Origin of the sequence: Burkholderia lata (genome assembly GCF_902499335.1) — a bacterium.
GTDB lineage: Bacteria > Pseudomonadota > Gammaproteobacteria > Burkholderiales > Burkholderiaceae > Burkholderia > Burkholderia lata_B.
Window position 1 is genome coordinate 28,725 of sequence record NZ_CABVQK010000010.1, and the last position, 26,146, is coordinate 54,870.

26 protein-coding genes are annotated in these 26,146 nt (G+C 67.9%); 18 read left to right on the forward strand and 8 right to left on the reverse strand.

Annotation, left to right across the window (positions count from 1 at the left end; translation table 11 throughout):
- Positions 1-2: 2 nt before the first annotated feature.
- The 5 genes from accC to BCO18175_RS24475 all read right to left on the reverse strand — a co-directional run bounded on the left by accC (position 3) and on the right by BCO18175_RS24475 (position 3,845).
- Complete coding sequence (gene accC / locus BCO18175_RS24455) at positions 3-1,370, reverse strand: acetyl-CoA carboxylase biotin carboxylase subunit (RefSeq protein WP_122944425.1); 1,368 nt, start codon at positions 1,368-1,370, stop codon at positions 3-5.
- An 84-nt stretch (positions 1,371-1,454) separates the two neighbouring features.
- A complete protein-coding gene (gene accB, locus BCO18175_RS24460; RefSeq protein WP_174916827.1) occupies positions 1,455-1,928 on the reverse strand; it encodes an acetyl-CoA carboxylase biotin carboxyl carrier protein in 474 nt (157 codons plus the stop codon).
- Between the two features lie 66 nt (positions 1,929-1,994).
- Positions 1,995-2,447, reverse strand: coding sequence for a type II 3-dehydroquinate dehydratase (gene aroQ, locus BCO18175_RS24465; protein ID WP_011350880.1), 453 nt, complete (start codon positions 2,445-2,447; stop codon positions 1,995-1,997).
- Positions 2,448-2,641: 194 nt separating this feature from the next.
- The gene (locus tag BCO18175_RS24470; protein WP_174972115.1) at positions 2,642-3,193 is read right to left on the reverse strand and encodes a TlpA family protein disulfide reductase; all 552 of its coding nucleotides are present in this window, start codon (positions 3,191-3,193) and stop codon (positions 2,642-2,644) included.
- Between the two features lie 7 nt (positions 3,194-3,200).
- A complete protein-coding gene (locus tag BCO18175_RS24475; protein WP_043191369.1) occupies positions 3,201-3,845 on the reverse strand; it encodes a hypothetical protein in 645 nt (214 codons plus the stop codon).
- Positions 3,846-4,052: 207 nt separating this feature from the next.
- Here BCO18175_RS24475 and mpl point away from each other — a divergent pair, with 207 nt between their 5' ends.
- From mpl to BCO18175_RS24565, 18 genes are all read left to right on the forward strand, one after another.
- Positions 4,053-5,477 carry a UDP-N-acetylmuramate:L-alanyl-gamma-D-glutamyl-meso-diaminopimelate ligase gene (mpl, locus tag BCO18175_RS24480; RefSeq protein WP_254608169.1) on the forward strand — a complete coding sequence of 475 codons (1,425 nt, stop codon included), beginning with the start codon at positions 4,053-4,055 and terminating at the stop codon, positions 5,475-5,477.
- The gene (locus BCO18175_RS24485) at positions 5,474-6,043 is read left to right on the forward strand and encodes a YqiA/YcfP family alpha/beta fold hydrolase (protein ID WP_043191364.1); all 570 of its coding nucleotides are present in this window, start codon (positions 5,474-5,476) and stop codon (positions 6,041-6,043) included. The genes mpl and BCO18175_RS24485 overlap by 4 nt, the downstream gene beginning before the upstream one ends.
- A gap of 80 nt (positions 6,044-6,123) precedes the next feature.
- Positions 6,124-8,211, forward strand: coding sequence for a ribonuclease catalytic domain-containing protein (locus tag BCO18175_RS24490; protein WP_174984944.1), 2,088 nt, complete (start codon positions 6,124-6,126; stop codon positions 8,209-8,211).
- Complete coding sequence (gene aroE, locus BCO18175_RS24495) at positions 8,208-9,074, forward strand: shikimate dehydrogenase (protein WP_174984947.1); 867 nt, start codon at positions 8,208-8,210, stop codon at positions 9,072-9,074. The genes BCO18175_RS24490 and aroE overlap by 4 nt, the downstream gene beginning before the upstream one ends.
- Before the next feature lie 14 nt (positions 9,075-9,088).
- Positions 9,089-9,826, forward strand: a complete 738-nt coding sequence (gene mtgA / locus BCO18175_RS24500; RefSeq protein WP_174984950.1) for a monofunctional biosynthetic peptidoglycan transglycosylase — start codon at positions 9,089-9,091, stop codon at positions 9,824-9,826.
- Positions 9,827-10,265: 439 nt separating this feature from the next.
- Complete coding sequence (locus tag BCO18175_RS24505) at positions 10,266-11,876, forward strand: S10 family peptidase (RefSeq protein WP_174984953.1); 1,611 nt, start codon at positions 10,266-10,268, stop codon at positions 11,874-11,876.
- Positions 11,877-11,958: 82 nt separating this feature from the next.
- Positions 11,959-12,357, forward strand: a complete 399-nt coding sequence (locus BCO18175_RS24510) for an EF-hand domain-containing protein (RefSeq protein ID WP_174972108.1) — start codon at positions 11,959-11,961, stop codon at positions 12,355-12,357.
- A gap of 349 nt (positions 12,358-12,706) precedes the next feature.
- Positions 12,707-13,606, forward strand: a complete 900-nt coding sequence (locus BCO18175_RS24515) for an IclR family transcriptional regulator (protein ID WP_011350890.1) — start codon at positions 12,707-12,709, stop codon at positions 13,604-13,606.
- Positions 13,603-14,628: a 2-dehydro-3-deoxygalactonokinase gene (locus tag BCO18175_RS24520; protein ID WP_174916835.1), complete on the forward strand. Its 1,026-nt coding sequence runs from the start codon at positions 13,603-13,605 to the stop codon at positions 14,626-14,628. The genes BCO18175_RS24515 and BCO18175_RS24520 overlap by 4 nt, the downstream gene beginning before the upstream one ends.
- A gap of 22 nt (positions 14,629-14,650) precedes the next feature.
- Positions 14,651-15,328 (forward strand): 2-dehydro-3-deoxy-6-phosphogalactonate aldolase, encoded by a 678-nt coding sequence (locus tag BCO18175_RS24525; RefSeq protein WP_174984956.1) that lies wholly within the window; start codon positions 14,651-14,653, stop codon positions 15,326-15,328.
- Positions 15,328-16,107 carry an SDR family oxidoreductase gene (locus tag BCO18175_RS24530; RefSeq protein ID WP_174985321.1) on the forward strand — a complete coding sequence of 260 codons (780 nt, stop codon included), beginning with the start codon at positions 15,328-15,330 and terminating at the stop codon, positions 16,105-16,107. Before BCO18175_RS24525 ends, BCO18175_RS24530 begins: the two co-directional genes overlap by 1 nt.
- 102 nt (positions 16,108-16,209) lie before the next feature.
- Positions 16,210-17,205, forward strand: a complete 996-nt coding sequence (locus tag BCO18175_RS24535; RefSeq protein ID WP_174984959.1) for an arabinose ABC transporter substrate-binding protein — start codon at positions 16,210-16,212, stop codon at positions 17,203-17,205.
- Positions 17,206-17,272: 67 nt separating this feature from the next.
- A complete protein-coding gene (gene araG / locus BCO18175_RS24540) occupies positions 17,273-18,784 on the forward strand; it encodes an L-arabinose ABC transporter ATP-binding protein AraG (RefSeq protein WP_174984962.1) in 1,512 nt (503 codons plus the stop codon).
- Between the two features lie 70 nt (positions 18,785-18,854).
- Complete coding sequence (gene araH, locus BCO18175_RS24545) at positions 18,855-19,871, forward strand: L-arabinose ABC transporter permease AraH (protein WP_174984965.1); 1,017 nt, start codon at positions 18,855-18,857, stop codon at positions 19,869-19,871.
- Positions 19,872-19,900: 29 nt separating this feature from the next.
- The gene (locus BCO18175_RS24550; protein WP_174984968.1) at positions 19,901-20,716 is read left to right on the forward strand and encodes an SDR family NAD(P)-dependent oxidoreductase; all 816 of its coding nucleotides are present in this window, start codon (positions 19,901-19,903) and stop codon (positions 20,714-20,716) included.
- 49 nt (positions 20,717-20,765) lie between these two features.
- The gene (locus BCO18175_RS24555) at positions 20,766-21,827 is read left to right on the forward strand and encodes an aldose 1-epimerase (RefSeq protein WP_174984971.1); all 1,062 of its coding nucleotides are present in this window, start codon (positions 20,766-20,768) and stop codon (positions 21,825-21,827) included.
- 39 nt (positions 21,828-21,866) lie between these two features.
- Positions 21,867-22,694 (forward strand): orotidine-5'-phosphate decarboxylase, encoded by an 828-nt coding sequence (pyrF, locus tag BCO18175_RS24560; protein ID WP_011350899.1) that lies wholly within the window; start codon positions 21,867-21,869, stop codon positions 22,692-22,694.
- Between the two features lie 200 nt (positions 22,695-22,894).
- On the forward strand, positions 22,895-23,953 hold the full coding sequence (locus BCO18175_RS24565; RefSeq protein ID WP_174984974.1) for a haloacid dehalogenase-like hydrolase: 1,059 nt from the start codon (positions 22,895-22,897) through the stop codon (positions 23,951-23,953).
- 38 nt (positions 23,954-23,991) lie between these two features.
- Here the strand turns inward: BCO18175_RS24565 and BCO18175_RS24570 are convergent, their stop codons facing one another.
- From BCO18175_RS24570 to thiL, 3 genes are read right to left on the reverse strand one after another with little or no spacing between them, the layout of a single operon-like run.
- Positions 23,992-24,492 carry a CinA family protein gene (locus tag BCO18175_RS24570; protein ID WP_034186407.1) on the reverse strand — a complete coding sequence of 167 codons (501 nt, stop codon included), beginning with the start codon at positions 24,490-24,492 and terminating at the stop codon, positions 23,992-23,994.
- 31 nt (positions 24,493-24,523) lie between these two features.
- The gene (locus tag BCO18175_RS24575; protein WP_174984977.1) at positions 24,524-25,075 is read right to left on the reverse strand and encodes a phosphatidylglycerophosphatase A family protein; all 552 of its coding nucleotides are present in this window, start codon (positions 25,073-25,075) and stop codon (positions 24,524-24,526) included.
- Complete coding sequence (gene thiL / locus BCO18175_RS24580; RefSeq protein WP_174984980.1) at positions 25,065-26,063, reverse strand: thiamine-phosphate kinase; 999 nt, start codon at positions 26,061-26,063, stop codon at positions 25,065-25,067. The genes BCO18175_RS24575 and thiL overlap by 11 nt, the downstream gene beginning before the upstream one ends.
- Positions 26,064-26,146: the final 83 nt, after the last annotated feature.

Here is a 26,146-nt window from a genome sequence, read left to right on the forward strand (position 1 = left end):
GCTTACGCTTCTTCCGGTGCGACCTGCTGCTTCTGGGCGAGCCGGTTTTCGAGGTAATGGATGCTGGTGCCGCCTTCGACGAACTTCGAATCGATCATCAGCTCGCGGTGCAGCGGGATGTTGGTCTGGATGCCTTCGACGACCATTTCCGACAGCGCGATGCGCATCCGGCTGATTGCCTGCTCGCGCGTCGCGCCGTAGGTGATCAGCTTGCCGATCATCGAATCATAGTTCGGCGGCACGAAATAGCCATTGTAGGCGTGCGAATCGACGCGCACGCCGGGGCCGCCCGGCGTATGCCACGACGTGATCCGGCCCGGCGACGGCGTGAACTTGAACGGATCTTCGGCGTTGATCCGGCATTCGATCGCATGTCCACGGAACTGGATGTCGCGCTGGCGCAGCGTGAGCTTCTCGCCGGCCGCGATGCGGATCTGTTCCTGCACGATGTCGACGCCCGTGATCAGCTCCGATACCGGGTGCTCGACCTGCACGCGCGTGTTCATCTCGATGAAGTAGAACTCGCCGTTTTCGTACAGGAATTCGAACGTGCCCGCGCCGAGGTAGCCCATCTTCTTGCACGCGTCCGCGCAGCGGTCGCCGATGCGGTCGATCAGGCGGCGCGGAACGCCGGGTGCCGGCGCTTCCTCGATCACCTTCTGGTGGCGGCGCTGCATCGAGCAATCGCGCTCGCCGAGCCAGATCGCGTTCTTGTACGCGTCGGACAACACCTGGATTTCGATGTGGCGCGGGTTCTCGAGGAACTTCTCCATGTACACCTGCGGGTTGCCGAACGCACGGCCGGCTTCCTCGCGGGTCATGTTGACCGCGTTGACGAGCGCGGCCTCGGTGTGCACGACGCGCATCCCGCGCCCGCCACCGCCGCCTGCCGCCTTGATGATGACCGGATAGCCGATCGCGCGCGCAATCTTGACGATCTCCTTCGGATCGTCCGGCAACGCGCCTTCCGAGCCCGGCACGCACGGCACGCCGGTCTTAATCATCGTCTGCTTCGCGGTGACCTTGTCACCCATCATGCGGATCGTTTCCGGGCGCGGGCCGATGAACGTGAAGCCCGACTGCTCGACGCGTTCCGCGAAATCGGCGTTCTCCGACAGGAAGCCGTAGCCGGGGTGAATCGCCTCGGCGTCGGTGACTTCCGCGGCGCTGATCAGCGCCGGCATGTTCAGGTAGCTCAGGTTCGACGGGGCCGGGCCGATACAGACGGCTTCGTCCGCGAGGCGCACGTACTTGGCTTCCTTGTCGGCTTCCGAGTAGACGACCACCGTCTTGACGCCGAGCTCGCGGCACGCACGCTGGATGCGCAGCGCGATTTCACCGCGATTGGCAATGAGGATTTTTTCAAACATAGCGAGTATTCGTCTCTTCGAGGGGCGCGCGAACGGCGCCTGGCGGGCATCGGCGGCGCGCGGCCCGCAGGCCGCGCGGCGGACTTAGCCGATCACGAAAAGCGGCTGGCCGTATTCGACGGCCTGGCCGTTCTCGACGAGGATTTCCTTGATCACGCCGGCCTTGTCCGACTCGATCTCGTTGAGCAGCTTCATCGCTTCGATGATGCAGATCGTCTGGCCTTCCTTGACCGTGTCGCCCACCTGGACGAACGGGTCCGCGCCCGGTGACGGCGCGCGATAGAACGTGCCGACCATCGGCGACGTCACGACGTGGCCCTGCGGGACAGCCGGTGCGGCTGCGCCGCCTGCGGCCGGCGCGGCAGCGCCGTCGGTCGGCAGCGCAGCCGACGGAACGGGCGCGCTGACTTGCGGGACATACCCAGCCGTCGGCTGCACGTAGACCGGCGGCGCGTTCTTGACGATGCGCACCTTGCCTTCGCCTTCCGTCACTTCCAGCTCGGAGATGCCGGATTCGGAAACGAGGTCGATCAGAGTTTTCAGCTTACGAAGATCCATCGGGAATTCCCCTTTCAATACGTGAAAGCGCCGGTGAGGGGCCGGCGCTGAATCTAGATCGCGAAATCAGCCGCGCGACGTGCCTTGCAGCTTGTCCAGCGCGTACTCGAGCGCGTACAGATAACCTTTCCAGCCGAGCCCGCAGATCACGCCTTCGGCCTGGTCGGAAAAGTAGGAGTGGTGCCTGAACGCTTCACGGCGATGCACGTTCGACAGATGAACCTCGACGAACGGGATGCCAACGCCGGCGATCGCGTCCCGGATCGCGACGCTCGTGTGCGTATACGCGGCCGGATTGATCAGGATGAAATCGGTCTGTTCCTCCCGCGCGGCCTGGATGCGGTCGACCAGCGCACCTTCATGGTTGCTCTGGAACGACGACAGTTCGGCGCCGGCTTCCCGGGCGCGCGCGGCAAGCGCCTGATCGATCTGTGCAAGCGTGACGCGGCCGTACACCTCCGGTTCCCGGGTGCCGAGAAGGTTCAGGTTGGGGCCGTGCAACACCAGCAATCGTGTCATGGTCGCTTCTATTTCTGCGGAATTGCGCGAACTTTAGCGCTATTTAGAGAAATTTGTCTAGTTTTGCCGAACGGCTGAGCGCGCGGGGCCTGCAAGAATTACCGGCACGCATGCAAAGTATCGGCGAATTCACGCGAAATTGCGGCGATCGACGGGCAAATCGCCGCCAACGTGCGGGCCGCCGTTTGGGCAGGTTACAGCGCGTCGAGCGTCTTTTTCAGCTCGGCCGGTTGGATTTGTCCCAATTTTGTCTCGCGAATCTTGCCGGTTGCGTCGATGACGACCGTAAACGGCAACGCGCCGGCGGTATTTCCGAAATTACGGGCCAGATCGGCGCCCGCATATCCGCTGACGAAGACCGGGTAGTCGACCTTCACCTTCTGCAGAAAGTTCTTCACGTTCTGTTCGGAATCGACGCCGATCCCGACGAAACGGATGCCTTTCTGTTTGTACTGGTGCGACAGCGCGACCAGCTCCGGCATCTCCTCGACGCACGGGCCGCACCATGACGCCCAGAAATTGATGACGACCTTCTGGCCCTTGAAGGCGGACAGCGTGGCCGGCTTGCCGTCGGTGCCCGTCAGCGACGCCGCCCACAACTGTTCGACCGGGCTGCCGTGTGCGGCGGGTGCGGCGACGGCGACGCCGTCATCGGCGGTGCCGCGGAACCAATGGCCGGCGGCGAGCCCGCCGGCAACGGCGGCGGCCGCGACGACCGCGAGCGCCAACATGCGTTTCATCATCATCGTTGAATCATTCCGGTTCGGAAGGGGCCTTGCCTGCTTCGACGAGCGCACGCAGCGCGGCGGCATCCGCACGGGCGACCCGGCCGCGCGCGTCGGCCTTGACCGCGCCGCGCAGGTCGTCGCTCGCATAGAGCGCGAGGTGGATGCCGATTGCATCCACGTCGCGCCGCGGGCGCCACAGGAAACTGAGGGTCTCGACGTCGGCGCGGCCCGCGAAGTGCCGCGTCTCGGATACGTCGTACTGGACGTTCTGGTTCAGCAGGTAGATCGCGACGTCCTTCGGGTTGTCGGTGAATGCCTGCAAATGGATATCCGAATGCGCGTTCGCGGTGCCGTTCAGCACGGCGCCCGTCACATAGGGATGGAACTCGGCGAGCCGGCGCATCCAGTCGAGCGCGACTTCACGCAGGCGGCGCAGTTCATCCGGCTGCGTGTCGCTCTGGAACAGGGCGAGGTACTCGCGCAGTTCTTCCTCGATCTGGTCGTTATCCGGCAGCCATTCGCCGGCAACGCGCGTATCGCCCAGCAACTGGCGCGCGGCCTTGCGTTTCGCGCCGGCATAGTCCAGGCCGTCCTCCGCGATCAGGCGCGCGGCGGACTGGGCGATTTCCTCGCGGACGCGCCGCGGGTCGAGAAGGGTTTTGCGAGACATGATCCGGCAATCATACTCGATCGCCGCAGGGCCCGAGCGCGGGTGCGGCCGCCTGCCGCCCGGCGTGCCGGCGCCGTTCGCGCGCAGCGTTCGGGCCGCCGGGCACGGCAGGCCGTCAGTTACAATAGTGTCCTTTGTGTCGCGGCAAAAGCCGTTGGCCGGGCGCCGGCCGCACGGCCCGTCCGCCGCGCCGCACACACATCCTTTCTGAATCGACGGCGCCCGGCGGCGCGAAAGCATTCATCTATGCACATCCACATTCTTGGCATCTGCGGCACCTTCATGGGCGGTCTCGCCGTACTCGCGCGCGAGGCGGGCCACACGGTGACGGGTTGCGACGCGGGCGTCTATCCGCCGATGAGCACGCAGCTCGAGGCGCAGGGCATCACGCTGATCGAGGGCTACGGCGCCGAGCAGATCGACCTGAAACCGGACCTGTTCGTGATCGGCAACGTCGTCACGCGCGGCAATCCGCTGATGGAGGCGATCCTGGATCGCGGCCTGCCGTACGTGTCGGGCCCGCAATGGCTCGGCGAGCACGTGCTGGCCGGCAAGTGGGTGCTCGCGGTCGCGGGCACGCACGGCAAGACGACCACGTCGTCGATGCTCGCGTGGCTGCTGGAAGACTCGGGCCTGAACCCGGGCTTCCTGATCGGTGGCGTGCCGCTGAACTTCGGCGTGTCGGCGCGGCTCACCGATTCGAGCTTCTTCGTGATCGAGGCCGACGAATACGATACGGCGTTCTTCGACAAGCGCTCGAAGTTCGTCCACTACCGGCCGCGCACCGCCGTGCTGAACAATCTCGAATTCGATCACGCCGACATCTTCCCGGATCTCGCCGCGATCGAGACGCAATTCCACCATCTCGTGCGCACCGTGCCCGGTGTCGGCCGGATCGTCACGAACGGCCGCTCGGACGCGCTCGATCGCGTGCTGGCGCGCGGCTGCTGGAGCGAGGTCGAGCGCTTCGGCGTCGATGGCGGCTGGCAGGCGCTGCCGGCCGAGGACGGCGTGCCGGTCGACGAGCGCTTCGCGGTGTATTCGCATGCGGAACGGGTCGGCGAAGTCGCGTGGCAGGTGCAGGGCGATCACAACCGGATGAACGCGCTCGCGGCGATCGCCGCCGCGCGCCACGTCGGCGTGCCGCCCGCGCAGGCAGCCGAATCCCTCGCGTCGTTCCGTAACGTGAAGCGCCGCATGGAAGTGCGCGGCAGTGTGGACGGCGTGACCGTCTACGACGACTTCGCGCACCATCCGACCGCGATCGACACCACGATCGCCGGCCTTCGTGCACGCATCGGCCGCCAGAATGCCCGCATCCTCGCGGTGCTCGAGCCGCGTTCGAACACGATGAAGCTGGGTGTGATGAAGTCGCAATTGCCGGCGAGCCTGGCCGACGCCGATCTCGTGTTCGGTTACGGCGCGCCCACCGGGCGCGACGCGCTCGGCTGGAATCTGGCCGAGGCGCTGGCACCGCTGGGCGAGAAGGCGCACGCATTCGACGATCTGCACCTGCTGGTGAAGTCCGTCGTCGCAGCGGCCCGCCCGGGCGACCACGTGCTCGTGATGAGCAACGGCGGCTTCGGCGGCGTGCACCAGAAGCTGCTCGATGCGCTCGGGAGCCGCACGTGATCCTGTATCTGCACGGTTTCCGGTCGTCACCGGAATCGCAGAAGTCGCGTCAGCTCGCCGCGCGCATGGCCGAGCTCGGGCGCACCGACGAGTGGCGGTGCCCGTCGCTGTCGGTGTCGCCGCTCGAAGCGATCGCGGTCGCGGAAGCCGAGGTGGCCGGCGCGCGCGACGTGACCGTCGTCGGCAGCTCGCTCGGCGGCTATTACGCCACGTGGCTGGCCGAAAAGCACGGCTGGAAGGCCGTGCTGCTGAATCCGGCCATCGTGCCGCAGCGCGATCTCGAGCAGCATCTGGGCGAACAGCCGCTGTACCACGGCGGCGGCACGATCGTCGTCGAGCGTCGTCACCTGCATGAACTCGATGCGCTGCGCGTGCCGGCGATCACGCGTGCCGAACGCTACTATCTGTTCGCGGCGACCGGCGACGAAGTGCTCGATTACCGCGAGATGCTTGCGCATTACCCGGGCGCGAAAACACGCGTGATCGAAGGCAGCGATCACGGGATCAGCGAGTTTGCCGACTATGTCGACGACGTTCTCGCCTTTTGCGACGGAAAGACGTCTTAAACCGGCCATGGGCCGATCGAATTCCCATCATCATGCGGCGCCGCCGACGCGGCGCCCGGCAGTCTGAACGAGAGTACTGAGTGAACGTTTTCTTCGAGGAATCGGGCAGTTTCAAGGCGGGCAGCGTGCTGTCGCGCCAGGGTGACGCATTTCAGGTCGAGTTGCCCGGCGGGCGGCGTGCGAAGGTGCGCGCGAAAGACGTGCTGATCGAATTCGACAAGCCGGCCGCAGGCGAACTGATGCAGGAGGCCGACACGGCCGCGCAGCAGATCGACCTGGACTTCCTGTGGGAATGCGCGCCGGCCGACGAGTTCGCGTATACGGCGCTGGCCGCGGAATACTTCGGCGCGACGTACGGCCCGGTCGAGCGTGCGGCGCTGGTGTTGCGGCTGCACGGCTCGCCCGTCTACTTCCGCCGCAAGGGGCGCGGCCAGTACCAGCGCGCGCCGGAAGAGCAGCTCAAGATGGCGCTCGCGTCGCTCGAGCGCAAGCGCCAGCAGGCGCTCGTCCAGGTGCAGTATGAAGAGGAGCTGAAGGCAGGCAAGCTGCCGGACGCGTTCGCGGGCAAGGTGCTCGGGCTGCTGACGCGGCCGGACAAGAACGCGATCGAATACAAGGCGATGGAAGCGGCGGCCGGTGCGCGTGGCGTGTCACCGGCGCGGCTGATGCTCGACTGCGGCGGCATCGCGTCGCCGCGTGCGCTGCACGAGGCGCGCTTCCTCGCGGAGTTCTTCCCGCACGGCACGGGCTTTCCGGCCGTCTCGGTCTGCGCACTGCCGGACGACCTGCCGCGCGCGGACGTCCAGGCGTTCTCGATCGACGACATCACGACGACCGAAATCGACGACGCGTTCTCGGTCGAGCACCTGGCCGACGGCCGCGTGCGGATCGGCGTGCACATCGCGGCGCCGGCGCTCGGCATCGTGCGCGGCGACGAGGTCGATGCGATCGCGCGCACGCGCCTGTCGACCGTCTACATGCCGGGCGACAAGATCACGATGCTGCCGGACGACGTCGTCGACGTGTTCACGCTGAAGGAAGGCGATTACCGCCCGGCGCTGTCGCTGTACATCATCGTCAACCGCGAAACGCAGGAGATCGTCGCGAACGAGACGCGCGCCGAGCTCGTGTTCGTGAAGAACAACCTGCGGCACAACCACCTCGACGAGCTCGTCAACGAAGAGACGCTCGCGGCTGGCACCGGCGACTATCCGCACAAGGAAGACATCGCCGTGCTGTGGCCGCTCGCGCAGGCGCTGTTCGAGAAGCGCCAGGTCGCGCGCGCGGGCTACGGCCTGAAGCGCGAGGTGCAGCGCAACACCGATTACAACTTCTACGTCGACGGCGAGCACGTGTCGATCACGCCGCGCCGCCGCGGTTCGCCGCTCGACCTGATCGTGTCGGAGCTCGCGATCCTCGCGAACTCGACCTGGGGTGCATTCCTGCACGACCACACGGTACCGGGCATCTACCGCTCGCAGCGCGGCTTCGGCGCGCCGGGCCCGAAGCGCACGCGGATGCAGACGACGGCCGCGCCGCACGAAGGCCTCGGCGTGGCGCAGTACGCGTGGAGCACGTCGCCGCTGCGCCGCTACGTCGACCTCGTGAACCAGTGGCAACTGCTCGCGTGCGTGCAGCATGGCGTCACCGCGAAGCTCGCCGCACCGTTCAAGCCGAAGGACGCCGACCTGTACGCGGTCGTGCAGGGCTTCGACGACACCTATACGGCCTACGCCGACTACCAGCGCCGGATGGAGTATTTCTGGTGCCTGCGCTGGCTTGCGCAGGAGCAGAAGAAGCACGTCGTCGCGAGCGTCGTGAAGGGCGACCTCGTGCGCCTCGAGGAAATTCCGCTGCTGCTGCACGTGCCGGGCCTCGGCGTGCATGCGCGCGGCACGCGCGTGCTGCTCGACGTGATGTCGCTCGACGAGCTGACGATCGAGGCGTCGGTGCGGTTGCTGAACGTGCTCGATGCGCCGACCGTGACGAGCGGCGACGCGGCAGAGGAAGAGGATGACGCCGAAGGCGGTGACGACACGCTGATCGACGCCGAAGACGCGTCGGCCGAAACCGAAGCCGAAGCGCTGGCGGAAGCGGACGGCGCGGCGGCCGGTGAAGGCGGCGAAGCCGCGAGCGGCGACACGAGTGAAGAGGGGCGCGCATCATGACCGCGGCTGCGTCGACGAGCGGCGCCGACCGCTATGTAGTGTTCGGCAATCCGGTGGCGCACAGCAAGTCGCCGTTCATCCACGCGCAGTTCGCCGCGCAGACCGGCGAGCCGGTCGAATACACGCACCGGCTCGCGCCGGTCGACGGGTTTGACGCCGCCGTGCGCGCGTTCGTCGCCGAAGGCGGTCGCGGCGCGAACGTGACGGTGCCGTTCAAGCTCGACGCGCATGCGCTCGCCGACACGCTGTCGCCGCGCGCGGCGGCGGCGGGTGCGGTGAATACGCTGCGCATCGACGCCGATGGTCGCATCCACGGCGACAACACCGACGGTGTCGGCCTCGTGCGCGACATCGAAGCGAATCTCGGCGTGTCGCTGGCGGGCGCACGCATCCTGCTGCTCGGCGCGGGTGGCGCGGCGCGTGGCGTCGTGCTGCCGCTGCTCGACCGCGCGCCGCTGTCGATCACGATCGTGAACCGTACCGCGAGCAAGGCGGAAGCGCTCGTCGGCCAGTTTATGCAGGCTGCGCACGATGCGGGCTGCACGCTCGCGGGCGGCGGCCCCGATGTCGTGCGCGCGGAGCCATACGACGTGGTGATCAACGCGACGGCCGGCAGCCTCGATGCCGCGCTGCCGGAGTGCGACGCGGCTGCATTCGGCGCGGGCACGCTCGCGTACGACATGATGTACGGCGCGCAGCCGACGGTGTTCATGCAGCATGCGGCGTCGCTCGGCGCGCGCACGGCCGACGGACTCGGGATGCTCGTCGAGCAGGCGGCCGAATCGTTCTTCATCTGGCGCGGTGTGCGGCCGGACGGCGCACCGGTGCTGGCCGCGCTGCGCCAGGCGCTCGCGGCGAACTGATCGGAGCGCGGCACGTGGCGGCGGTGAGCGGCACGCAGCACACGCGGACGGTGAGCCCGACCCGCTGGATCGTCTATGCGGGCTCGGTGTTCGCGCTCGCGTGGCTCGCGACGCAACTGTTCTATCTCGCGCAGATCGCGCTGTGGTCGTTCGTGAACCCGGGCTCGACCGCGTTCATGCGAACCGACGCGTGGTGGCTGTCGCGCGACAAGCCGCCCGCGCAGATCCAGCACCAGTGGGTGCCGTACGACCAGATCTCGCGCAACCTGAAGCGCGCGCTGATCGCGTCGGAAGATTCGACCTTCGCAACCAACAACGGCTACGACGTCGACGCGATCCTGCAGGCGTGGGAGAAGAACAAGGCACGCGGCAAGATCGTCGCGGGCGGCTCGACGATCACGCAGCAGCTCGCGCGCAACCTGTTCCTGTCGCGCGAGAAGAGCTACATCCGCAAGGGGCAGGAGCTCATCATCACGTGGATGCTCGAAACGGTGCTCGACAAGGAGCGGATCTTCGAGATCTACCTGAACTCCGTCGAGTGGGGACGCGGCGTGTACGGCGCCGAGGCGGCCGCACGCTATTACTACCGGATTCCCGCGAGCCGGCTCGGCGCGTGGCAGTCGGCGCGCCTCGCGGTGATGCTGCCGAAGCCGCGCTGGTTCGACGCGCACCGCGGCTCGGCCTACCAGGCGCAGCGCGCGGCCGTCATTGCCCGCCGGATGGGTGCGGCCGAGCTGCCGCAATCGGAGTGAACGGCGGCGCGCTCGCGCCGTCGCATTGACCGTTTCGACACTCATGCGCCGCTCTCGAGCCGTTTGTGCGCTGCAGCGCATTCATGTCGCGCGCATTTCGGGCCACATCCATTAGACGAATTCGTCTATTTCGCTTTGCTGAGCAATATTGGACGTCGTGCGATTTTGTTAGCCGATATGGCGCGAAATTCAGGGATTTTTAGTTTCCCGAAGTAAACGCGAAAGTCGATGAAAGGCACGTGAAATGCAACGTTTCGCGAATCGAATTATTCCTGAAAGGTGTGCGCCGCACCGGCTGCCGGCCAAATATTTCAAAATTTTTCAAAGCTGACGGGCTCGCGTATATTGGCCAGCGCCTCGGCTTATCGGCCGCAATCGAGGCGGGGGGCGGCTTATCCGGCTGCTCGACACAAAAACATCCGAGAGAAGGAAAGCAACGATGCCAGCGAGCAAAGCGAAGCTGTTGTTGGGAGTGGTGTTTTCTTCGCTGATTCTGACGGCCTGCAACGACGACGTGACATCGTCCGCTGCTGCCAGCGCCGACAATTCAGCCGATCCCGCCAGTCAGGTGGACAGGGCGTACAACGATCCGAACAGTTATTCGTCGAGCGCGAACGCGTCGCTCGACGCCTCCGCCGCGGTTGAAAAGGCCGCCGTCACGCATCACCAGATCACCATCAACGGCAAGACGATCCGCTACACGGCTACCGCCGGCCACCTCGTCGCGCGCAATCCGCAGACCGGCGCGCCCGAGGCATCGTTCTTCTATGTCGCCTATACGGCCGACAACCAGCCCGCGGCGAAGCGGCCCGTCACGTTCCTGTACAACGGCGGCCCCGGCTCGGCATCGGTGTGGCTGCACCTCGGCTCGTTCGGCCCGCGGCGGATCCAGACGGGCGACCCGAACGCGAACACGTCGACGTTCCCGTTCGTCGACAACCAGGAAAGCCTGCTCGACACGACCGACCTCGTGTTCGTCGATGCGATCGGCACCGGCTTCTCCGAAGCGGTCGCGCCGAACACGAACCAGACGTTCTGGGGCGTCGACCAGGACGGCGCCGCGTTCCGCGATTTCGTGACGCGCTACATCGCCGTGAACCAGCGCAACGATTCGCCGAAATACCTGTTCGGCGAATCGTACGGCACGCCGCGCACCGACGTGCTCGCGAACCTGCTCGAGACGGCCGGCGTGAAGCTCGCCGGCATCGTGCTGCAGTCGTCGATCCTGAACTACAACGTGAACTGCGACATGGCGAGCGACTACATCGGCAACTCGAACAACGGGTCGAGCCCGGTGAGTTGCGCGGGCTTCGTGCCGTCCTATGGCACCGTCGGCGCGTACTACCAGCTCGACAACCCGAACCCGTCGAGCCTGCCGCAGTATGCGGACCAGATGCGCCTGCTGACGGCCGGCAGCTACGCGCCTGCCGTGAACGCGTACCTGGCGAGCCATACGCCGCCGCCGCCGACCCTCGTCACGACGATGGTGAATTCGACCGGCGTGAAGCAGTCGCTGTGGAACGCGAACTTCAACGTGATCCCGACCTTCTTCGACAACAGCTTCCAGCTGTCGCTGATCCCGGGCACGCTGATCGGCCGCTACGACGCCCGCGTGAACGTGCCGGTGTCGAGCCCGCTGGCATCCGGTGGCGACCCGTCGAGCACGTACATCACGCAGCCGTTCACCGACACGATCGGCAAGTACCTGCCGAACGAGCTGAAGTACACCGCGCAGTCGGCGTACTCGTTGAGCAGCAATGCGATCAACACGTGGGACTGGACGCACGACGGCCTCGCGATGCCCGACACGATCCCCGATCTCGCCGCGGCGCTGTCGCTGAATCCGCAACTGAAGGTGCTGTCGCTGAACGGGTATCACGACATCGCGACGCCGTTCTACCAGACCGAGCTCGACCTCGCGCGGCTCGGGACGCAACCGAACCTGACGATCAAGGACTATCAGGGCGGACACATGGTCTATCTCGACGATACGTCGCGTCCGCAGGAGAAAGCCGACCTCGTGACCTTCTACAACGCGGCCGCGCACTGATGCGATGCGCAAGGCAGGCGACGCGCGCCCGCGGTGGCGCCGCGCCTGCCGTCGACGACCTCATTCCAGACTGGAGCCTGATATGAAGAATCGTTTCATCGTCGTTGCCGCGGCGCTCGCATGTGTCGGCGCCGCAGCATCCGTATCCGCGTTCGCGCAGGCGAGCGACGCCGCCGCACCGGTGCGTGCGCGCCAGGCGCAGCTCGGCGATCCGTACGTGCCGCCGGCCGCGCGCAAGCCGACCGCCGGCACGCAGACGACGGGCGCCGCGCTGCATGCGCAGGTGGTGCGCAAGCTCGCGCAGCAGTTCAGCGCGGCCGACTCGCAGAACACGGGTTCGATCACCGAATCGCAGGCCCGCGCGGCCGGCCTCGGCTACGTCGCGAACCACTTCCGGCAGATCGACTCGGGCGGCAACGGCCGCGTGTCGTTCGCGGACGTCCAGCGCTACATGCAGGCACGCAGCACGAGCCAGCAGTAAGCGCGGCGCGCGGTGAACAAACGGGGGCGGAACCTGCGGCACAGCGGGTTCCGCCCCCGTGCACATGGCGCCGCCGTTACGTCGCGTACGCGGCGGATTCGTGCCGAATTCTCATTATCTGGGCAACGCATTCAAATATTGGAGACGAGTGCGTGCGCTCCTACAATCCGAAGCACATCGATAGCTTCGGACCCACGCATCGCGCGGCGCCCGACGCACACGGAGACACCTTCCATGAAGTTCGCCGGGCGCTTTATTCGGTGCATCGACCGCCGCCTCGTCGCGACGCCGGACGCAGTTCCGGCCTCGCGCGAACGGCTTCACCGGTTCCGTTGAAGAAGCCCGCCCCATGACCAAGATGCCCGACACACTTGCCCTCGACGCCCGGCGCGCGACGCCGGACGATGCGTCGCTGACCGACAGCATCGGCGCGACCAGCACACCGCTCGATCTCGCTGCGCAGCAGGCCGGCACGCAGACGCTGCTGCGCGGTCTTGCGATCCTCGAGGCGATCGCGAACGGCGCGCGCGACATGCGCGCGATCGGCGCGGCGCTCGGCACGACGCGCAGCACCACGCACCGCCTCGTCAGCAGCCTCGTGCAGGCGCGCTACCTGCGCCAGGTGCAGGGCGGCTACCTGCTCGGCCCGAAGCTGATCGAGCTCGGCACGATCGCGCTCGAGCAGATGCCGCTCACCGCGGTGGCGCGCCCGCACCTCGAGGCGCTCGCGGAAGCGACGCTCGACACGATCCATCTCGGCGTGCGCGACGGCGACGACGTGCTGTACATCGACAAGATTCCCGGCACGCGCGGCCTCGAGATGCGCTCGCGCGTCGGCCACCGGATGCCGCTCGCGTCGACCGGCATCGGCAAGGCGATGATGCTCGACACCGATCCCGACACCTGGCGCTCGCTGTTCGAGGCCGCCCGTCGTGCGCTTGCCGGCGTCAATTTCAAGCCGGACAACCGGCCCGAGACGAGTGCGTTCCTGCAGCGCATGGCGCATTACGCGGCCGGCGGCTATACGTTCGATCTCGAGGAGAACGAGGCGTCGATCCGTTGCGTGGCTGCGCCAATCCGCGATGCATCGGGCGCGATCGTCGCGGCCGTGTCGGTCGCGAGCACGATTCCGTACATGCCGCACGACCGGATGGACGAACTGATTCCGCTCGTGCAGCGCGAAGCGCGAGCCATTTCCGCGGAACTGGGCTGGAGCCCGCCGCAGGGTACCCGCAGGATCAAACGATGACGACTTCGACCCGGCCCGTTCCGGACACCAGCACCGCCACCCCGTCGCTGATCGCGCTCGACTGGGGCACGACGTCGCTGCGTGCTTATCTGTACGACGCGCACGGCGCGCTCATCGACACGCGCAGCCGCGCGGCGGGCGTGATGCATGTGCCGGGCGGCGGCGCGCGCGCGTTCGACGCGGTGTTCGAGGAAGCGTGCGGCGACTGGCTCGACCGCACGCCGGGCCTGCCGGTGCTCGCCGCCGGGATGGTCGGCAGCGCACAGGGCTGGCGCGAGGCGCCGTACGTCGCGGTGCCGGCCGGCGCCGATGCGCTCGTCGCGGGCCTCATCACGGTGACGACGTCGCGCGGCACGACGATCTCGATCGTGCCGGGCGTCATCGCCACGGGCGAACTGCCCGACGTGATGCGCGGTGAAGAAACGCAGATATTCGGTGCACTCGCGAGCGATCCCATGCTTGGCACCGATCGTTCAGGGGTACTGATCGGATTGCCGGGCACGCATGCGAAATGGGCGTGGGTGAGGGACGGGCTGATCGAGCGCTTCCAGACCTTCATGACGGGCGAGCTGTTCGCGGTGCTGCGCGACCATACGATCCTCGGCCGCACGATGCGTGCCGGCGCGTCGCCCGATCGCGCGGCGTTCGTGCGCGGCGTCTCGGTCGCGCGCGGCGCGCAGCGCACGGGGCTGCTCGCGACGATCTTCAGCACGCGCACGCTGGGCCTGACCGACCGGCTCGCACCCGATGCGCAGGGCGACTACCTGTCCGGGCTGCTGATCGGCCATGAGCTCAATGCGCTCGACGCGATGCTCGCGGAGCGCGGCATCGCACTAGCGGACCAGCCGCTGCTGCTGATCGGCGACGACAGCCTGTGCGCGCGCTACGCCGATGCGCTCCAGGAATTCGGCCACCCGCACGCTCGCGTCGTCGCGCATGCGACCGACCGCGGCCTGTGGCGGATCGCGTCGCGCGCCGGGCTCGTGCGCGCGGATGGCGAGCCCGTCTGCGCCGACCAATGAACTGTTTGCAGAGGAACCTTCGATGCCGTCCGACCTGACCTTGCCCGCGCCGTACGCGCCCCATGCCGCGCTGATGCGTGCATTCGACGCGTGCCCGCTGATTGCGATCATGCGCGGGATCACGCCCGCCGAAGCGGCCGACCACGGCCGTGCGCTCTATGAAGCCGGTTTCCGGATCGTCGAGGTGCCGCTCAACTCGCCGGACCCGTTCGACAGCATCGCGGCGCTGCGGCGTGCGTTGCCCGACGATGCGATCGTCGGCGCGGGTACCGTGCTGCGCGCCGAGTATGTCGACCGCGTGCAGGACGCGGGCGGCGCGCTGATCGTGATGCCGCACAGCGACGCGGCCGTGATCCGCCGCGCACGCGAGCGCGGCCTCGCGAGCGCGCCGGGCGTGGCGACGCCGACGGAAGCGTTCGCGGCGCTCGCGAACGGCGCCGACGTGCTGAAGATGTTTCCGGCCGAGCAGCTCGGCGTGCATGTCGTGAAGGCGTGGCGCGCGGTGATCGACCAAGCGGTGCCGCTGATTCCGGTCGGCGGCATCTCGCCCGACAACATGGAGCCGTTCCTCGACGCCGGCGCGAACGGTTTCGGGCTCGGCTCGGCGCTGTACCGCCCCGGCCAGCCGGCCGACGCGACCGCGGCGAACGCGCGCGCGTTCCAGGCCGGCTTGCGCACGGCGCGCGGCGGAGCCGCATGATGGGCCGCCTCGCGGACAAGGTCGCGATGGTGACGGGCGCGGGCCGGGGCATCGGCGCCGCGATCGCCCGCGCGTTCGTTCGCGAGGGGGCGGCCGTCGCGCTCGTCGATCTCGACTTCCCGCAGGCGCAGCGCACGGCGGCCGAGATTGCGCAAGAGATCACCGGCGCGCGCGTGCTGCCGCTGAAGGCGGACGTCGCGCGGCAGGATGCGGTGCGCGATGCACTTGCGCAGACCGAGGCGGCATTCGGCCCGCTCGACGTGCTCGTGAACAACGCGGGCATCAACGTGTTCGCCGATCCGCTGACGATGACCGACGACGACTGGCGCCGCTGCTTCGCGGTCGACCTCGACGGCGTGTGGCACGGCTGCCGCGTGGCGCTGGAGGGGATGGTCGAACGCGGCCGCGGCAGCATCGTGAACATCGCGTCGACGCACGCGTTCAGGATCATCCCGGGCTGCTTTCCGTACCCGGTCGCGAAGCATGGCGTGCTGGGCCTCACGCGTGCGCTCGGCATCGAATACGCGGCGCGCAACGTGCGCGTGAACGCGATCGCGCCCGGCTACATCGAGACGCAGCTCACGCGCGACTGGTGGGACGCGCAGCCCGATCCGGCCGCCGCGCGCGCGCAGACGCTCGCGCTGCAGCCGATGAAGCGGATCGGCCGGCCCGAGGAGGTCGCGATGACGGCGGTGTTCCTCGCGTCCGACGAGGCGCCGTTCATCAATGCCGCGTGCATCACCGTCGATGGCGGGCGCGCGGCGCTGTATCACGACTGACGCAACGATTCGAAAGACCGCACGTGCGACGGCCGCGCGCACGCTGCGTCGAAACCAACAAGCGGCTGCATCCTGTTCGATGAAGACAAGGAGACACTGGAGATGAAACGCAGAACGTTCGTAACGCTGGCCGCCGCGGCAGCGGTGGTGATCGGGAGCCCGGTCGTGCACGCGGCCGATCCGGTCAAGATCGGCTTCCTGGTGAAGCAGCCGGAAGAGCCGTGGTTCCAGGACGAGTGGAAGTTCGCCGAGATGGCGGCGAAGCAAAAAGGCTTCACGCTCGTGAAGATCGGCGCGCCGTCCGGTGAAAAGGTGATGAGCGCGATCGACAACCTGTCCGCGCAGAAGGCGCAGGGCTTCATCATCTGCACGCCGGACGTGAAGCTCGGGCCGGGCATCGTCTCGAAGGCGAAGTCGCACAACCTGAAGATGATGACGGTCGACGACCGCCTCGTCGACGGCGCCGGCAAGCCGATCGAGGCGGTCCCGCACATGGGGATCTCCGCGTACAACATCGGCAAGCAGGTCGGCGACGGCATCGCCGCCGAGATCAAGAAGCGCGGCTGGGACATGAAGGACGTCGGCGCGATCGACATCACCTACGAGCAGCTGCCGACCGCGCACGACCGCACGAGCGGCGCGACCGACGCGCTGGTGGCCGCCGGCTTCCCGAAGGCGAACGTGATCGCGGCGCCGCAGGCGAAGACCGACACGGAAAACGCATTCAACGCGGCGAACATCGCGCTCACGAAGAACCCGCAGTTCAAGCACTGGGTTGCGTACGGCCTGAACGACGAGGCCGTGCTCGGCGCGGTGCGCGCGGCCGAAGGGCGCGGCTTCAAGGCGGACAACATGATCGGCATCGGTATCGGCGGTTCCGAGTCGGCGCTGAACGAGTTCAAGAAGCCGCAGCCGACGGGCTTCTACGGCACCGTGATCATCAGCCCGAAGCGCCACGGCGAGGAAACCTCGGACCTGATGTACACGTGGATCACGCAGGGCAAGGCACCGCCGGCGCTGACGCTGACGACCGGCATGCTCGCGACGCGCGACAACGTGTCGAAGGTGCGCGACGAGATGGGGCTCGCGTCGAAGTAAGCGGCCCGCCGGCTGCCGCGGAGATGCGGCGGCCGGCGGTCGATCGATCCGGAAGTGGGGAGACGACGTGTCAGCGGCACTGCGTTTTGACAATATCGGCAAGGTCTTTCCTGGCGTGCGCGCGCTCGACGGCATTTCGTTCGACGTGCATGCGGGCGAGGTGCATGGCCTGATGGGCGAGAACGGCGCGGGCAAGTCGACGCTGCTGAAGATTCTCGGCGGCGAATACCAGCCTGATGCGGGCAGCGTGCGGGTCGACGGCCAGCCCGTGCAGTTCGCGAGTGCGGCCGCGTCGATCGCGGCCGGCATCGCGGTGATTCACCAGGAGCTGCAGTACGTTCCCGACCTGACGGTCGCGGAAAACCTGCTGCTCGGCCGCCTGCCGAATGCGTTCGGCTGGGTGAGGAAGCGCGAGGCGAAGCGCTACGTGCGCGAGCGGCTCGCGGCGATGGGTGTCGATCTCGATCCGGACGCGAAGCTCGGGCGGCTGTCGATCGCGCAGCGGCAGATGGTCGAGATCTGCAAGGCGCTGATGCGCAATGCGCGCGTGATCGCGCTCGACGAGCCGACCAGCTCGCTGTCTCATCGCGAGACCGAGGTCCTGTTCAAGCTCGTCGACGACCTGCGTGCGCAGGGCCGCGCGCTGATCTACATCTCGCACCGGATGGACGAGATCTACCGGCTCTGCGATGCGTGCACGATCTTCCGCGACGGGCGCAGGATCGCGTCGCACGAATCGCTGGCCGACGTGCCGCGCGAGCGGCTCGTCGCCGAGATGGTCGGGCGCGAGATTTCGGACATCTACCATTACGCGCCGCGCGCGCTCGGCGACGTGCGGTTCGCCGCCGAAGGCATCGACGGCCCGGCGTTGCGCGAACCCGCGAGCTTCTCGGTGCGCGCGGGCGAGATCGTCGGTTTCTTCGGGCTCGTCGGCGCGGGCCGCAGCGAACTGATGCGGCTCGTGTACGGCGCGGATCACCGGCGCGCGGGCGTGCTGACGCTCGACGGCGCGCGCATCGACGTGAAGCGCACCGGCGACGCGATCCGTCACGGCATCGTGCTGTGTCCCGAGGATCGCAAGGAAGAAGGGATCATCGCGATCGCATCGGTCGCGGAGAACATCAACATCAGCTGCCGCCGCCATTCGCTGCGTGCGGGGCTCTTCATCAACCGCAAGGCCGAAAGCGAAACGGCCGACCGCTTCATCCAGCGGCTCAAGATCAAGACGCCGAACCGGCGGCAGAAGATCCGCTTCCTGTCGGGCGGCAACCAGCAGAAGGCGATCCTGTCGCGCTGGCTCGCGGAGCCCGACCTGAAGGTCGTGATCCTCGACGAACCGACGCGCGGGATCGACGTCGGCGCGAAGCACGAGATCTACGACGTGATCTACCGGCTCGCGGAACGCGGCTGCGCGATCGTGATGGTGTCGTCGGAGCTGCCGGAAGTGCTCGGCGTATCCGATCGCATCGTCGTGATGCGCGAAGGCCGGATCGCGGGCGAGCTGCCGCGCGAACAGGCGAACGAGCACGCGGTGCTGAGCCTCGCACTGCCGCAGACGAGCGCCGTCGAGGCGGCCTGACGCGGAACACGACAATCGAATCGGACACGCGCGGCGCGAGCCGCGCGATGCAGGAGCAGGAGACACAATCATGCAAGTCAACGAAAACCTTCGCAGCGCCGCCGTGAAGCCGTCGGCCGACGCGCTGGTGCCGCAGCAGAGCGACCGCCAGAAATGGTGGCAGCATCTGACCGAATACAGCCTGATCGCGATCTTCGCGGTGATGTTCATCACGATGTCGCTCACCGTCGATCACTTCTTCTCGATCGACAACATGCTCGGCCTCGCGCTGTCGATTTCGCAGATCGGCATGGTCGCGTGCACGATGATGTTCTGTCTCGCGTCGCGCGACTTCGACCTGTCGATCGGCTCGACCGTCGCGTTCTCCGGCGTGCTGTGCGCGATGGTGCTGAACGCGACCGACAACACGTTCGTCGCGATCGTCGCGGCGGTTGCGGCCGGTGCCGCGATCGGCTTCGTGAACGGCGCGGTGATCGCGTACCTGCGCATCAACGCGCTGATCACGACGCTCGCGACGATGGAGATCGTGCGCGGGCTCGGCTTCATCGTGTCGAAAGGGCAGGCGGTCGGCGTGTCGTCGGATACCTTCATCGCGCTCGGCGGGCTGTCGCTGTTCGGCGTGTCGCTGCCGATCTGGGTCACGTTGCTGTGCTTCATCGCGTTCGGCGTGCTGCTGAACCAGACGGTATATGGCCGCAACACGCTCGCGATCGGCGGCAACCCGGAAGCCTCGCGGCTCGCGGGGATCAACGTCGAACGCACGCGCGTGTACATCTTCCTGATCCAGGGCGCGGTGACGGCGCTCGCGGGCGTGATCCTCGCGTCGCGCATCACGTCGGGCCAGCCGAACGCCGCGCAGGGTTTCGAGCTGAACGTGATCTCCGCGTGCGTGCTCGGCGGCGTGTCGCTGATGGGCGGCCGCGCGACGATCTCGGGCGTCGTGATCGGCGTGCTGATCATGGGCACCGTCGAGAACGTGATGAACCTGCTGAACATCGACGCGTTCTACCAGTACCTTGTGCGCGGCGCGATCCTGCTCGCGGCCGTGCTGCTCGACCAGCTGAAGAACCGCGGCGTCCGCGACTGACCCGATCTGCTCTCACGGAGACGAACCGCATGACCATCGACACTTCCGCGCACGACGCGCACACCGCGAGCCACGCGCGCTATGCACGGTATCCGAGCCTCGAGGATCGCGCCGTGCTGATCTCGGGCGGCGCGACCGGCATCGGCGCGGCGCTCGTCGAGCACTTCGCCGAACAGGGCGCGCGCGTCGCGTTCGTCGACCTCGACGCGGCGGCCGGTACCGCGCTGGCGGAAAGCCTCGCGCACGCGCCGAACGTGCGTCATGCGCCGCTGTTCCTTCAGTGCGACCTGACCGACATCGGCGCGCTGCGCCATGCGATCGACGCGATCCGCGCGCGCATCGGCGCGATCGCGGTGCTCGTGAACAATGCGGCGAACGACGCGCGCCACGCGATCGGCGACGTGACGCCCGAATCGTTCGACGCGGGCATCGCGGTGAACCTGCGTCACCAGTTCTTCGCCGCGCAGGCGGTGATCGACGACATGAAGCAGCAGGGCGGCGGCGCGATCATCAACCTCGGCTCGATCAGCTGGATGCTGAAGAACGGCGGCTATCCCGTCTACGTGATGGCGAAGGCGGCCGTGCAGGGGCTGACGCGCGGTCTCGCGCGCGACCTCGGCCCGTTCGGCATCCGCGTGAACTCGCTGGTGCCGGGCTGGGTGATGACCGACAAGCAGCGGCGGCTGTGGCTCGACGACGCGGGCCGCGCGGCGATCAAGGCAGGCCAGTGCCTCGATGCCGAGCTGCTGCCTGCCGATCTCGCGCGAATGGCGCTGTTCCTCGCGGCCGACGACAGCCGGATGATCACCGCGCAGGACGTGATCGTCGACGGCGGCTGGGCCTGACCGTTCGCACGACCCGCATCGTATTTTCGACGAAGGAAAGGAGTTCACCATGACCGCCACGTCCTCGCGCGCATCGTCGTCCACCAGCCAGTCGCGCCGCGCGCGCCTGGCCGCCGCCGCGCAGCCGGTCAGCCCCGGCCCGCAGACGGCTGCCTTCGCGCAGGGCGTCGGCGCCGCGCATGCGGCGGCCGTCACGCTGTCGAATGCGTCGCTGCGGCTCGACGTGCTGCCACATCTTGGCGGCGGCATCGCGCGCTTCGACTGGCGCGGTGACAACGGCGCGCTGATGCCGGTGTTCCGCCGCTGCGAGCACCCGGAGACGGCGACCGATCCGAACGAGCTCGCGTGCTATCCGCTGCTGCCGTACTCGAACCGGATCGGCGACGGGCGGTTCGAATGCGACGGGCGCAGCGTCGCGGTGCCGCGCAACCGCCGCGACGAGCCGCTGCCGATCCACGGCGACGGCTGGCTCGCGCCGTGGCAGGTGGACGATGCGACCGGCACGTCGCTGCAACTGTCGCTCGATCGCACCGCCGGCGCGCCGTATGCGTTCCGCGCGATCCAGTCGTTCGAACTCGACGACGCGACGCTGTCGATCGCGCTGACGATCGAGAACGCGGGGCGCGCGCGGCTGCCGTTCGGGCTCGGCGTGCATCCGTTCCTCGTGCGCGACGTCGCGACCGAGCTGGCCGCGGCCGCCGGCGGGCTGTGGCTGTCGGGTGCCGATTTCCTGCCGGTGCGGCACGTGAGCGTGCCGCCGGCCTGGCAGTTCGGCGTCGCGTATCCGCTGCCGGCCGCGCTCGTCAATCATGCGTTCACCGGTTGGGGCGGCCACGCGACGGTGAGCTGGCCGCGCCGCGGGCTGTCGCTGACGGTGGCGGCCGACGCCGACGCGTACGTGCTCTATACGCCGCCAGGCGAGGATTTCTTCTGCTTCGAGCCGGTCGATCATCCGATCAATGCGGTGAACCTGCCGGGCGGCGCGACCGCGCACGGGATGACGCTGCTCGCGCCCGGCGAGCGGCTCACGCGGCGTTTCGCGTTCACCGTCGAGCGCGCCGATGCGCGCGGCAATGCCGCGATGCGCGAGGAGCGCCGGCGACGCGGGTAAAATACGCGGTCTACCAACGGTTTGCCGCGAGTACCCGCCATGTCTTCCCCGCTTACTTTCATCGAATCGCTGCGCGCCGCGTGGCAGCGCACCAACTCGCTGCTGTGCGTCGGCCTCGATCCCGAGCCGTCGCGTTTCCCCGTGCAGTTCGACGGCCAGCCCGACGCGATCTTCGAATTCTGCCGGCAGATCGTCGACGCAACCGCGCAATACGCGAGCGCGTTCAAACCGCAGATCGCCTACTTCGCCGCGCATCGCGCGGAAGACCAGCTCGAACGGCTGATCGCGCACATCCACCTGCAGCATCCGGGCCTGCCCGTGATCCTCGACGCGAAGCGCGGCGACATCGGCAGCACGGCCGAGCAGTACGCGCGCGAGGCGTTCGAGCGCTACCGCGCGGATGCCGTCACGGTGAACCCGTACATGGGCTATGACTCGGTCGAGCCGTACTTCGAGCATGAAGGCAAGGGCGTGATCGTGCTGTGCCGCACGTCGAACCCGGGCGGTTCCGACCTGCAGTTCCTCGACACGAACGGCCGGCCGCTGTACCAGGTCGTCGCCGACCTCGCGGCGAACAAGTGGAACGCGAAGAACGGCCAGCTCGGCCTCGTGGTCGGCGCGACGTTCCCGAAGGAAATCGAGATCGTGCGCGGGATCGTCGGCGACATGCCGCTCCTGATTCCCGGCATCGGCGCGCAGGGCGGCGACGTGCAGGCGACCGTCAACGCGGGCCGCACTGCCGACGGCACCGGCATGATGATCAACTCGTCGCGCGCGATCCTGTACGCGAGCAAGGGCGAGGATTTCGCCGAAGCCGCGGCGCTCGCCGCGCAGAAGACGCGCGACACGATCAACGCGCATCGCTGAAATACCGGCCGCCCGCCCGGGCGGCCTTGCATCGCCGGGCCCGCGTTCGCGGGCCGCTCCTCTGCCTGCCCCGATGTCCGCTGCACTGACGCACGCGGACAACTTCCCGTCGCTTCCGAACCGCATCCCCGCGTGCCAATCGCGCGATGCTGCCGCTTGTCATCGATCTGTAACGAAAATGTCAAGAAAGGAGTGACGCCATGCCCAAGCTGTCCCGCCGAATCCTGAGCACGCTCGCCGCGTCGCTGTGCATGACGTTCGCCCATGCGGCGGATCTGTCGCACTGGCCGGCCGACAGCGCGAAGGCGCTGAACGCAATGATCGCGGCGCACGCGAACCGCGGCGACTACGCGGTGTTCGACGCCGACAACACGACCTACCGCTACGACCTCGAGGAGTCGCTGCTGCCGTACCTCGAGAACCGCGGCGTGCTGACGCGCGACACGCTCGACCCGTCGCTGAAGCTGATCCCGTTCAAGGATTCCGCCGACTACAAGGAATCGCTGACGAGCTATTACTACCGGCTGTGCGAGATCGACGACCTGGTCTGCTACCCGTGGATCGCGCAGGCGTTCGCCGGGCAGTCGCTGGCCGACCTGAAGCGCCACGTCGACGCGATGCTCGCCGACGGCAAGCCGGTCCCGATCCGCTACTGGCAGGGCGACAAGGTGGTCGACGGCACGGTGAACCCGCCGCGCTTCTTCCGCGGGATGCAGGAGCTGTACAACGCGCTGCGCGAGAACGGGATCGAGGTCTACGTGATGACGGCCGCGCACGAGGAGCTCGCGCGGCTCGTGCTGTCCGACCCGAAGTACGGCTACAACGTGAAGCCGCAGAACGTGATCGGCGTGACGACGCTGCTGCGCAACCCGGCGACGGGCGCGCTGACGACGTCCCGGCTGCAGATCAAGGCCGGCAAGTACGACGAGGCCGCGAACCGCAGCCTGGTGATCACGCCGTTCCTGATGAACCCGATGACGTGGTACGAGGGCAAGCTCGGCTCGATCGTCGGCTGGATCGACCAGTGGAAGAAGCCGGTGCTCGTCGCGGGCGACACGCCGACGTCCGACGGCTACATGCTGCTGAACGCGACCGACGTCGCGCGCGGCGGCGTGCGCGTGTGGGTGAACAAGAAGGACAAGCAGATGGCGCAGATCCGCGCGTGGTCGGAAGAAGCGGCCGCGCAGCAGAAATCGCTCGGCCTGCCGGTGACGGCGGACAAGAACTGGATCGTCGTGAAGCCCGACGCGATCCAGTAAGCGGGCAAGCGGGGGCGCGGCACGCGCCCCCGGCCGGATCAGCCCTCGCGCTCGTCGAGCAGCTTCAGCAGCCCGCGCAGCGCATGCGCGGCCGCCTGCGTGCGGATCTGTTCGCGGTCGCCCTTGAACACGAGCGTCTCGACGTCGGTATGCAGCCGGTTGCTCCAGCCGAACGACACGGTGCCGACCGGCTTCTTCTCGCTGCCGCCCGCCGGGCCGGCGATGCCGGTGACGGACAGCGCGACTTGCGCGCGGCTGTTGCGCAGCGCGCCTTCGGCCATCGCGCGCGCGACGGGCTCGCTGACGGCGCCGTGCTTGTCGATCAGGTCGGGCGGCACGCCGATCATCTCGATCTTGGCCTGGTTCGAGTACGTGACGAAGCCGCGCTCGAACCACTGGCTGCTGCCGGAGATGTCGGTGATCGCCGCGGCGATCATGCCGCCGGTGCAGGATTCGGCGGTGGCGAGCGTCAGGTGCTCGTCACGCAGCTTGTTGCCTGCGCGGATCGCAAGCTGGTGGACGACGGAATCGGTTGGCATGCGCGTCGGGAAACGGGAGTCGGGAAATCGGTCAGCCGACGACGGAGCGCCACAGGGCGATCACGAGCAGCGTCATGAACGCGGCGACCAGGTCGTCGACCATGATGCCGAGCCCGCCTTTCAGGCGGCGGTCGAAATAGCGAATCGGCGGCGGCTTGAGCATGTCGAAGAAGCGGAACGCGACGAACGTCCACAGCTGGCCGACGAAGGTCGCGGGCGTGACGAACAGCATCACGAGCCAGATCGCGACGATCTCGTCCCAGACGACGGCGCCCGGATCGGCCGTGCCCATCTTCCTCGCGGTGAAACCGGTGAGCCACGTGCCTGCCACGAAGCCGACCGCGATCAGCGCCCACCATTCGGGTACCGTCAGGTAGCGGTTGAGCACGACGAACGTGAGCCAGCCGAACAGCGAGCCGAACGTGCCGGGCATGATCGGCGCGAGCCCGCTGCCGAAGCCGAGCGACACGATGTGCGCCGGGTGCGACAGCATGAAGCGCGCGGTTGCGCGCTGCGGGGCGTTGCCGCCAGGTGCGGCGCCGGGCTCGGCCGCGGCGTGCGCGGGCGTCGGGTCAGTCTGCATGGAAGTGGTCGAAGCCGTGCAACGTGAGAGCGAGGGGCGCGCCGGCGGCGTCGCGCCACGCGATCGCGGGCTGCTCCGACGGCGCGGACAACGCGCGTATTGTACCGATCCGGGTGACCGCCACGCCGGCCGTCACGCCGGCCGCTTCGACCGCCGCGCGGGCCGCCGCCGGCGCGGTGAAGCAGAGTTCGTAGTCGTCGCCGCCCGCCAGCGTGCAGCGGCGCTGCACGTCGGGCGGCAGCGTCGCGAGCGCGGCCGAGCGCGGCACCGCGTCGGCATCGATCTCGGCGCGCACGTTCGAACGGGCCAGGATGTGCTGCAGGTCGCCGGCGAGGCCGTCCGAGATGTCGAGCGCCGCGTGCGCAACGCCCGCGAGCGCGAGGCCGAGCGCGATGCGCGGTTCGGGGCGCTCGAGCGCGCGCCGGAACGTGGCTGCTTCGTTCGCGCCGGCCGCCCATTCGCCACGCACGACGCCGAGGCCGGCGCGCGCATCGCCGAGCGTGCCGGACACCCAGACGTCGTCGCCGTCGCGCGCGGCGTCGCGGCGCAGCGCAGCGTCGGGCGCGACTTCGCCGAACACGGTCACGCACAGGTTCAGCGGGCCGCTCGTCGTGTCGCCGCCGATCAGCTCGCAGCCGTAGCGCTCGGCGAGCGCGAACAGCCCGTTGCTGAACGCTTCCAGCCACGCCGCGTCGGCCCGCGGCAGCGCGCATGCGAGCGTGAACGCGCGCGGCTCGGCGCCCATTGCCGCGAGGTCGGACAGGTTGACCGCGAGCGTCTTGTGGCCGAGCGCGTCGGGAGCGACGTCGGGGAAGAAGTGGCGGCCTTCCACCAGCATGTCGGTCGAAATGGCCAGCAATTTCCCGGATCGGGGCGTGATCAACGCGCAGTCGTCGCCGATGCCGAGCGTCGACGCACGGGCGCCCTGCGCGGCGCGGCGCGTGAAGAAGCGTTCGATCAGCGAAAACTCGGAGAGGGCGGCTGGCACGGCGGATGGATCCGAAACGATGGAAGGAACGGCATTGTACGAGGCGAACGGCGGCGTTCCTGCACCGTTCAGTACAATTTTGT

Bases quoted from the DNA above. Each gene is read 5' to 3' on its own strand.
- accC (WP_122944425.1), bottom strand. From the start codon at position 1,370: ATGTTTGAAAAAATCCTCATTGCCAATCGCGGTGAAATCGCGCTGCGC.
- accB (WP_174916827.1), bottom strand. From the start codon at position 1,928: ATGGATCTTCGTAAGCTGAAAACTCTGATCGACCTCGTTTCCGAATCC.
- aroQ (WP_011350880.1), bottom strand. From the start codon at position 2,447: ATGACACGATTGCTGGTGTTGCACGGCCCCAACCTGAACCTTCTCGGC.
- BCO18175_RS24470 (WP_174972115.1), bottom strand. From the start codon at position 3,193: ATGATGATGAAACGCATGTTGGCGCTCGCGGTCGTCGCGGCCGCCGCC.
- BCO18175_RS24475 (WP_043191369.1), bottom strand. From the start codon at position 3,845: ATGTCTCGCAAAACCCTTCTCGACCCGCGGCGCGTCCGCGAGGAAATC.
- aroE (WP_174984947.1), top strand. From the start codon at position 8,208: ATGACCGCGGCTGCGTCGACGAGCGGCGCCGACCGCTATGTAGTGTTC.
- BCO18175_RS24505 (WP_174984953.1), top strand. From the start codon at position 10,266: ATGCCAGCGAGCAAAGCGAAGCTGTTGTTGGGAGTGGTGTTTTCTTCG.
- BCO18175_RS24510 (WP_174972108.1), top strand. From the start codon at position 11,959: ATGAAGAATCGTTTCATCGTCGTTGCCGCGGCGCTCGCATGTGTCGGC.
- BCO18175_RS24515 (WP_011350890.1), top strand. From the start codon at position 12,707: ATGACCAAGATGCCCGACACACTTGCCCTCGACGCCCGGCGCGCGACG.
- BCO18175_RS24520 (WP_174916835.1), top strand. From the start codon at position 13,603: ATGACGACTTCGACCCGGCCCGTTCCGGACACCAGCACCGCCACCCCG.
- BCO18175_RS24525 (WP_174984956.1), top strand. From the start codon at position 14,651: ATGCCGTCCGACCTGACCTTGCCCGCGCCGTACGCGCCCCATGCCGCG.
- BCO18175_RS24530 (WP_174985321.1), top strand. From the start codon at position 15,328: ATGGGCCGCCTCGCGGACAAGGTCGCGATGGTGACGGGCGCGGGCCGG.
- BCO18175_RS24535 (WP_174984959.1), top strand. From the start codon at position 16,210: ATGAAACGCAGAACGTTCGTAACGCTGGCCGCCGCGGCAGCGGTGGTG.
- araH (WP_174984965.1), top strand. From the start codon at position 18,855: ATGCAAGTCAACGAAAACCTTCGCAGCGCCGCCGTGAAGCCGTCGGCC.
- BCO18175_RS24550 (WP_174984968.1), top strand. From the start codon at position 19,901: ATGACCATCGACACTTCCGCGCACGACGCGCACACCGCGAGCCACGCG.
- BCO18175_RS24555 (WP_174984971.1), top strand. From the start codon at position 20,766: ATGACCGCCACGTCCTCGCGCGCATCGTCGTCCACCAGCCAGTCGCGC.
- pyrF (WP_011350899.1), top strand. From the start codon at position 21,867: ATGTCTTCCCCGCTTACTTTCATCGAATCGCTGCGCGCCGCGTGGCAG.
- BCO18175_RS24565 (WP_174984974.1), top strand. From the start codon at position 22,895: ATGCCCAAGCTGTCCCGCCGAATCCTGAGCACGCTCGCCGCGTCGCTG.
- BCO18175_RS24570 (WP_034186407.1), bottom strand. From the start codon at position 24,492: ATGCCAACCGATTCCGTCGTCCACCAGCTTGCGATCCGCGCAGGCAAC.
- BCO18175_RS24575 (WP_174984977.1), bottom strand. From the start codon at position 25,075: ATGCAGACTGACCCGACGCCCGCGCACGCCGCGGCCGAGCCCGGCGCC.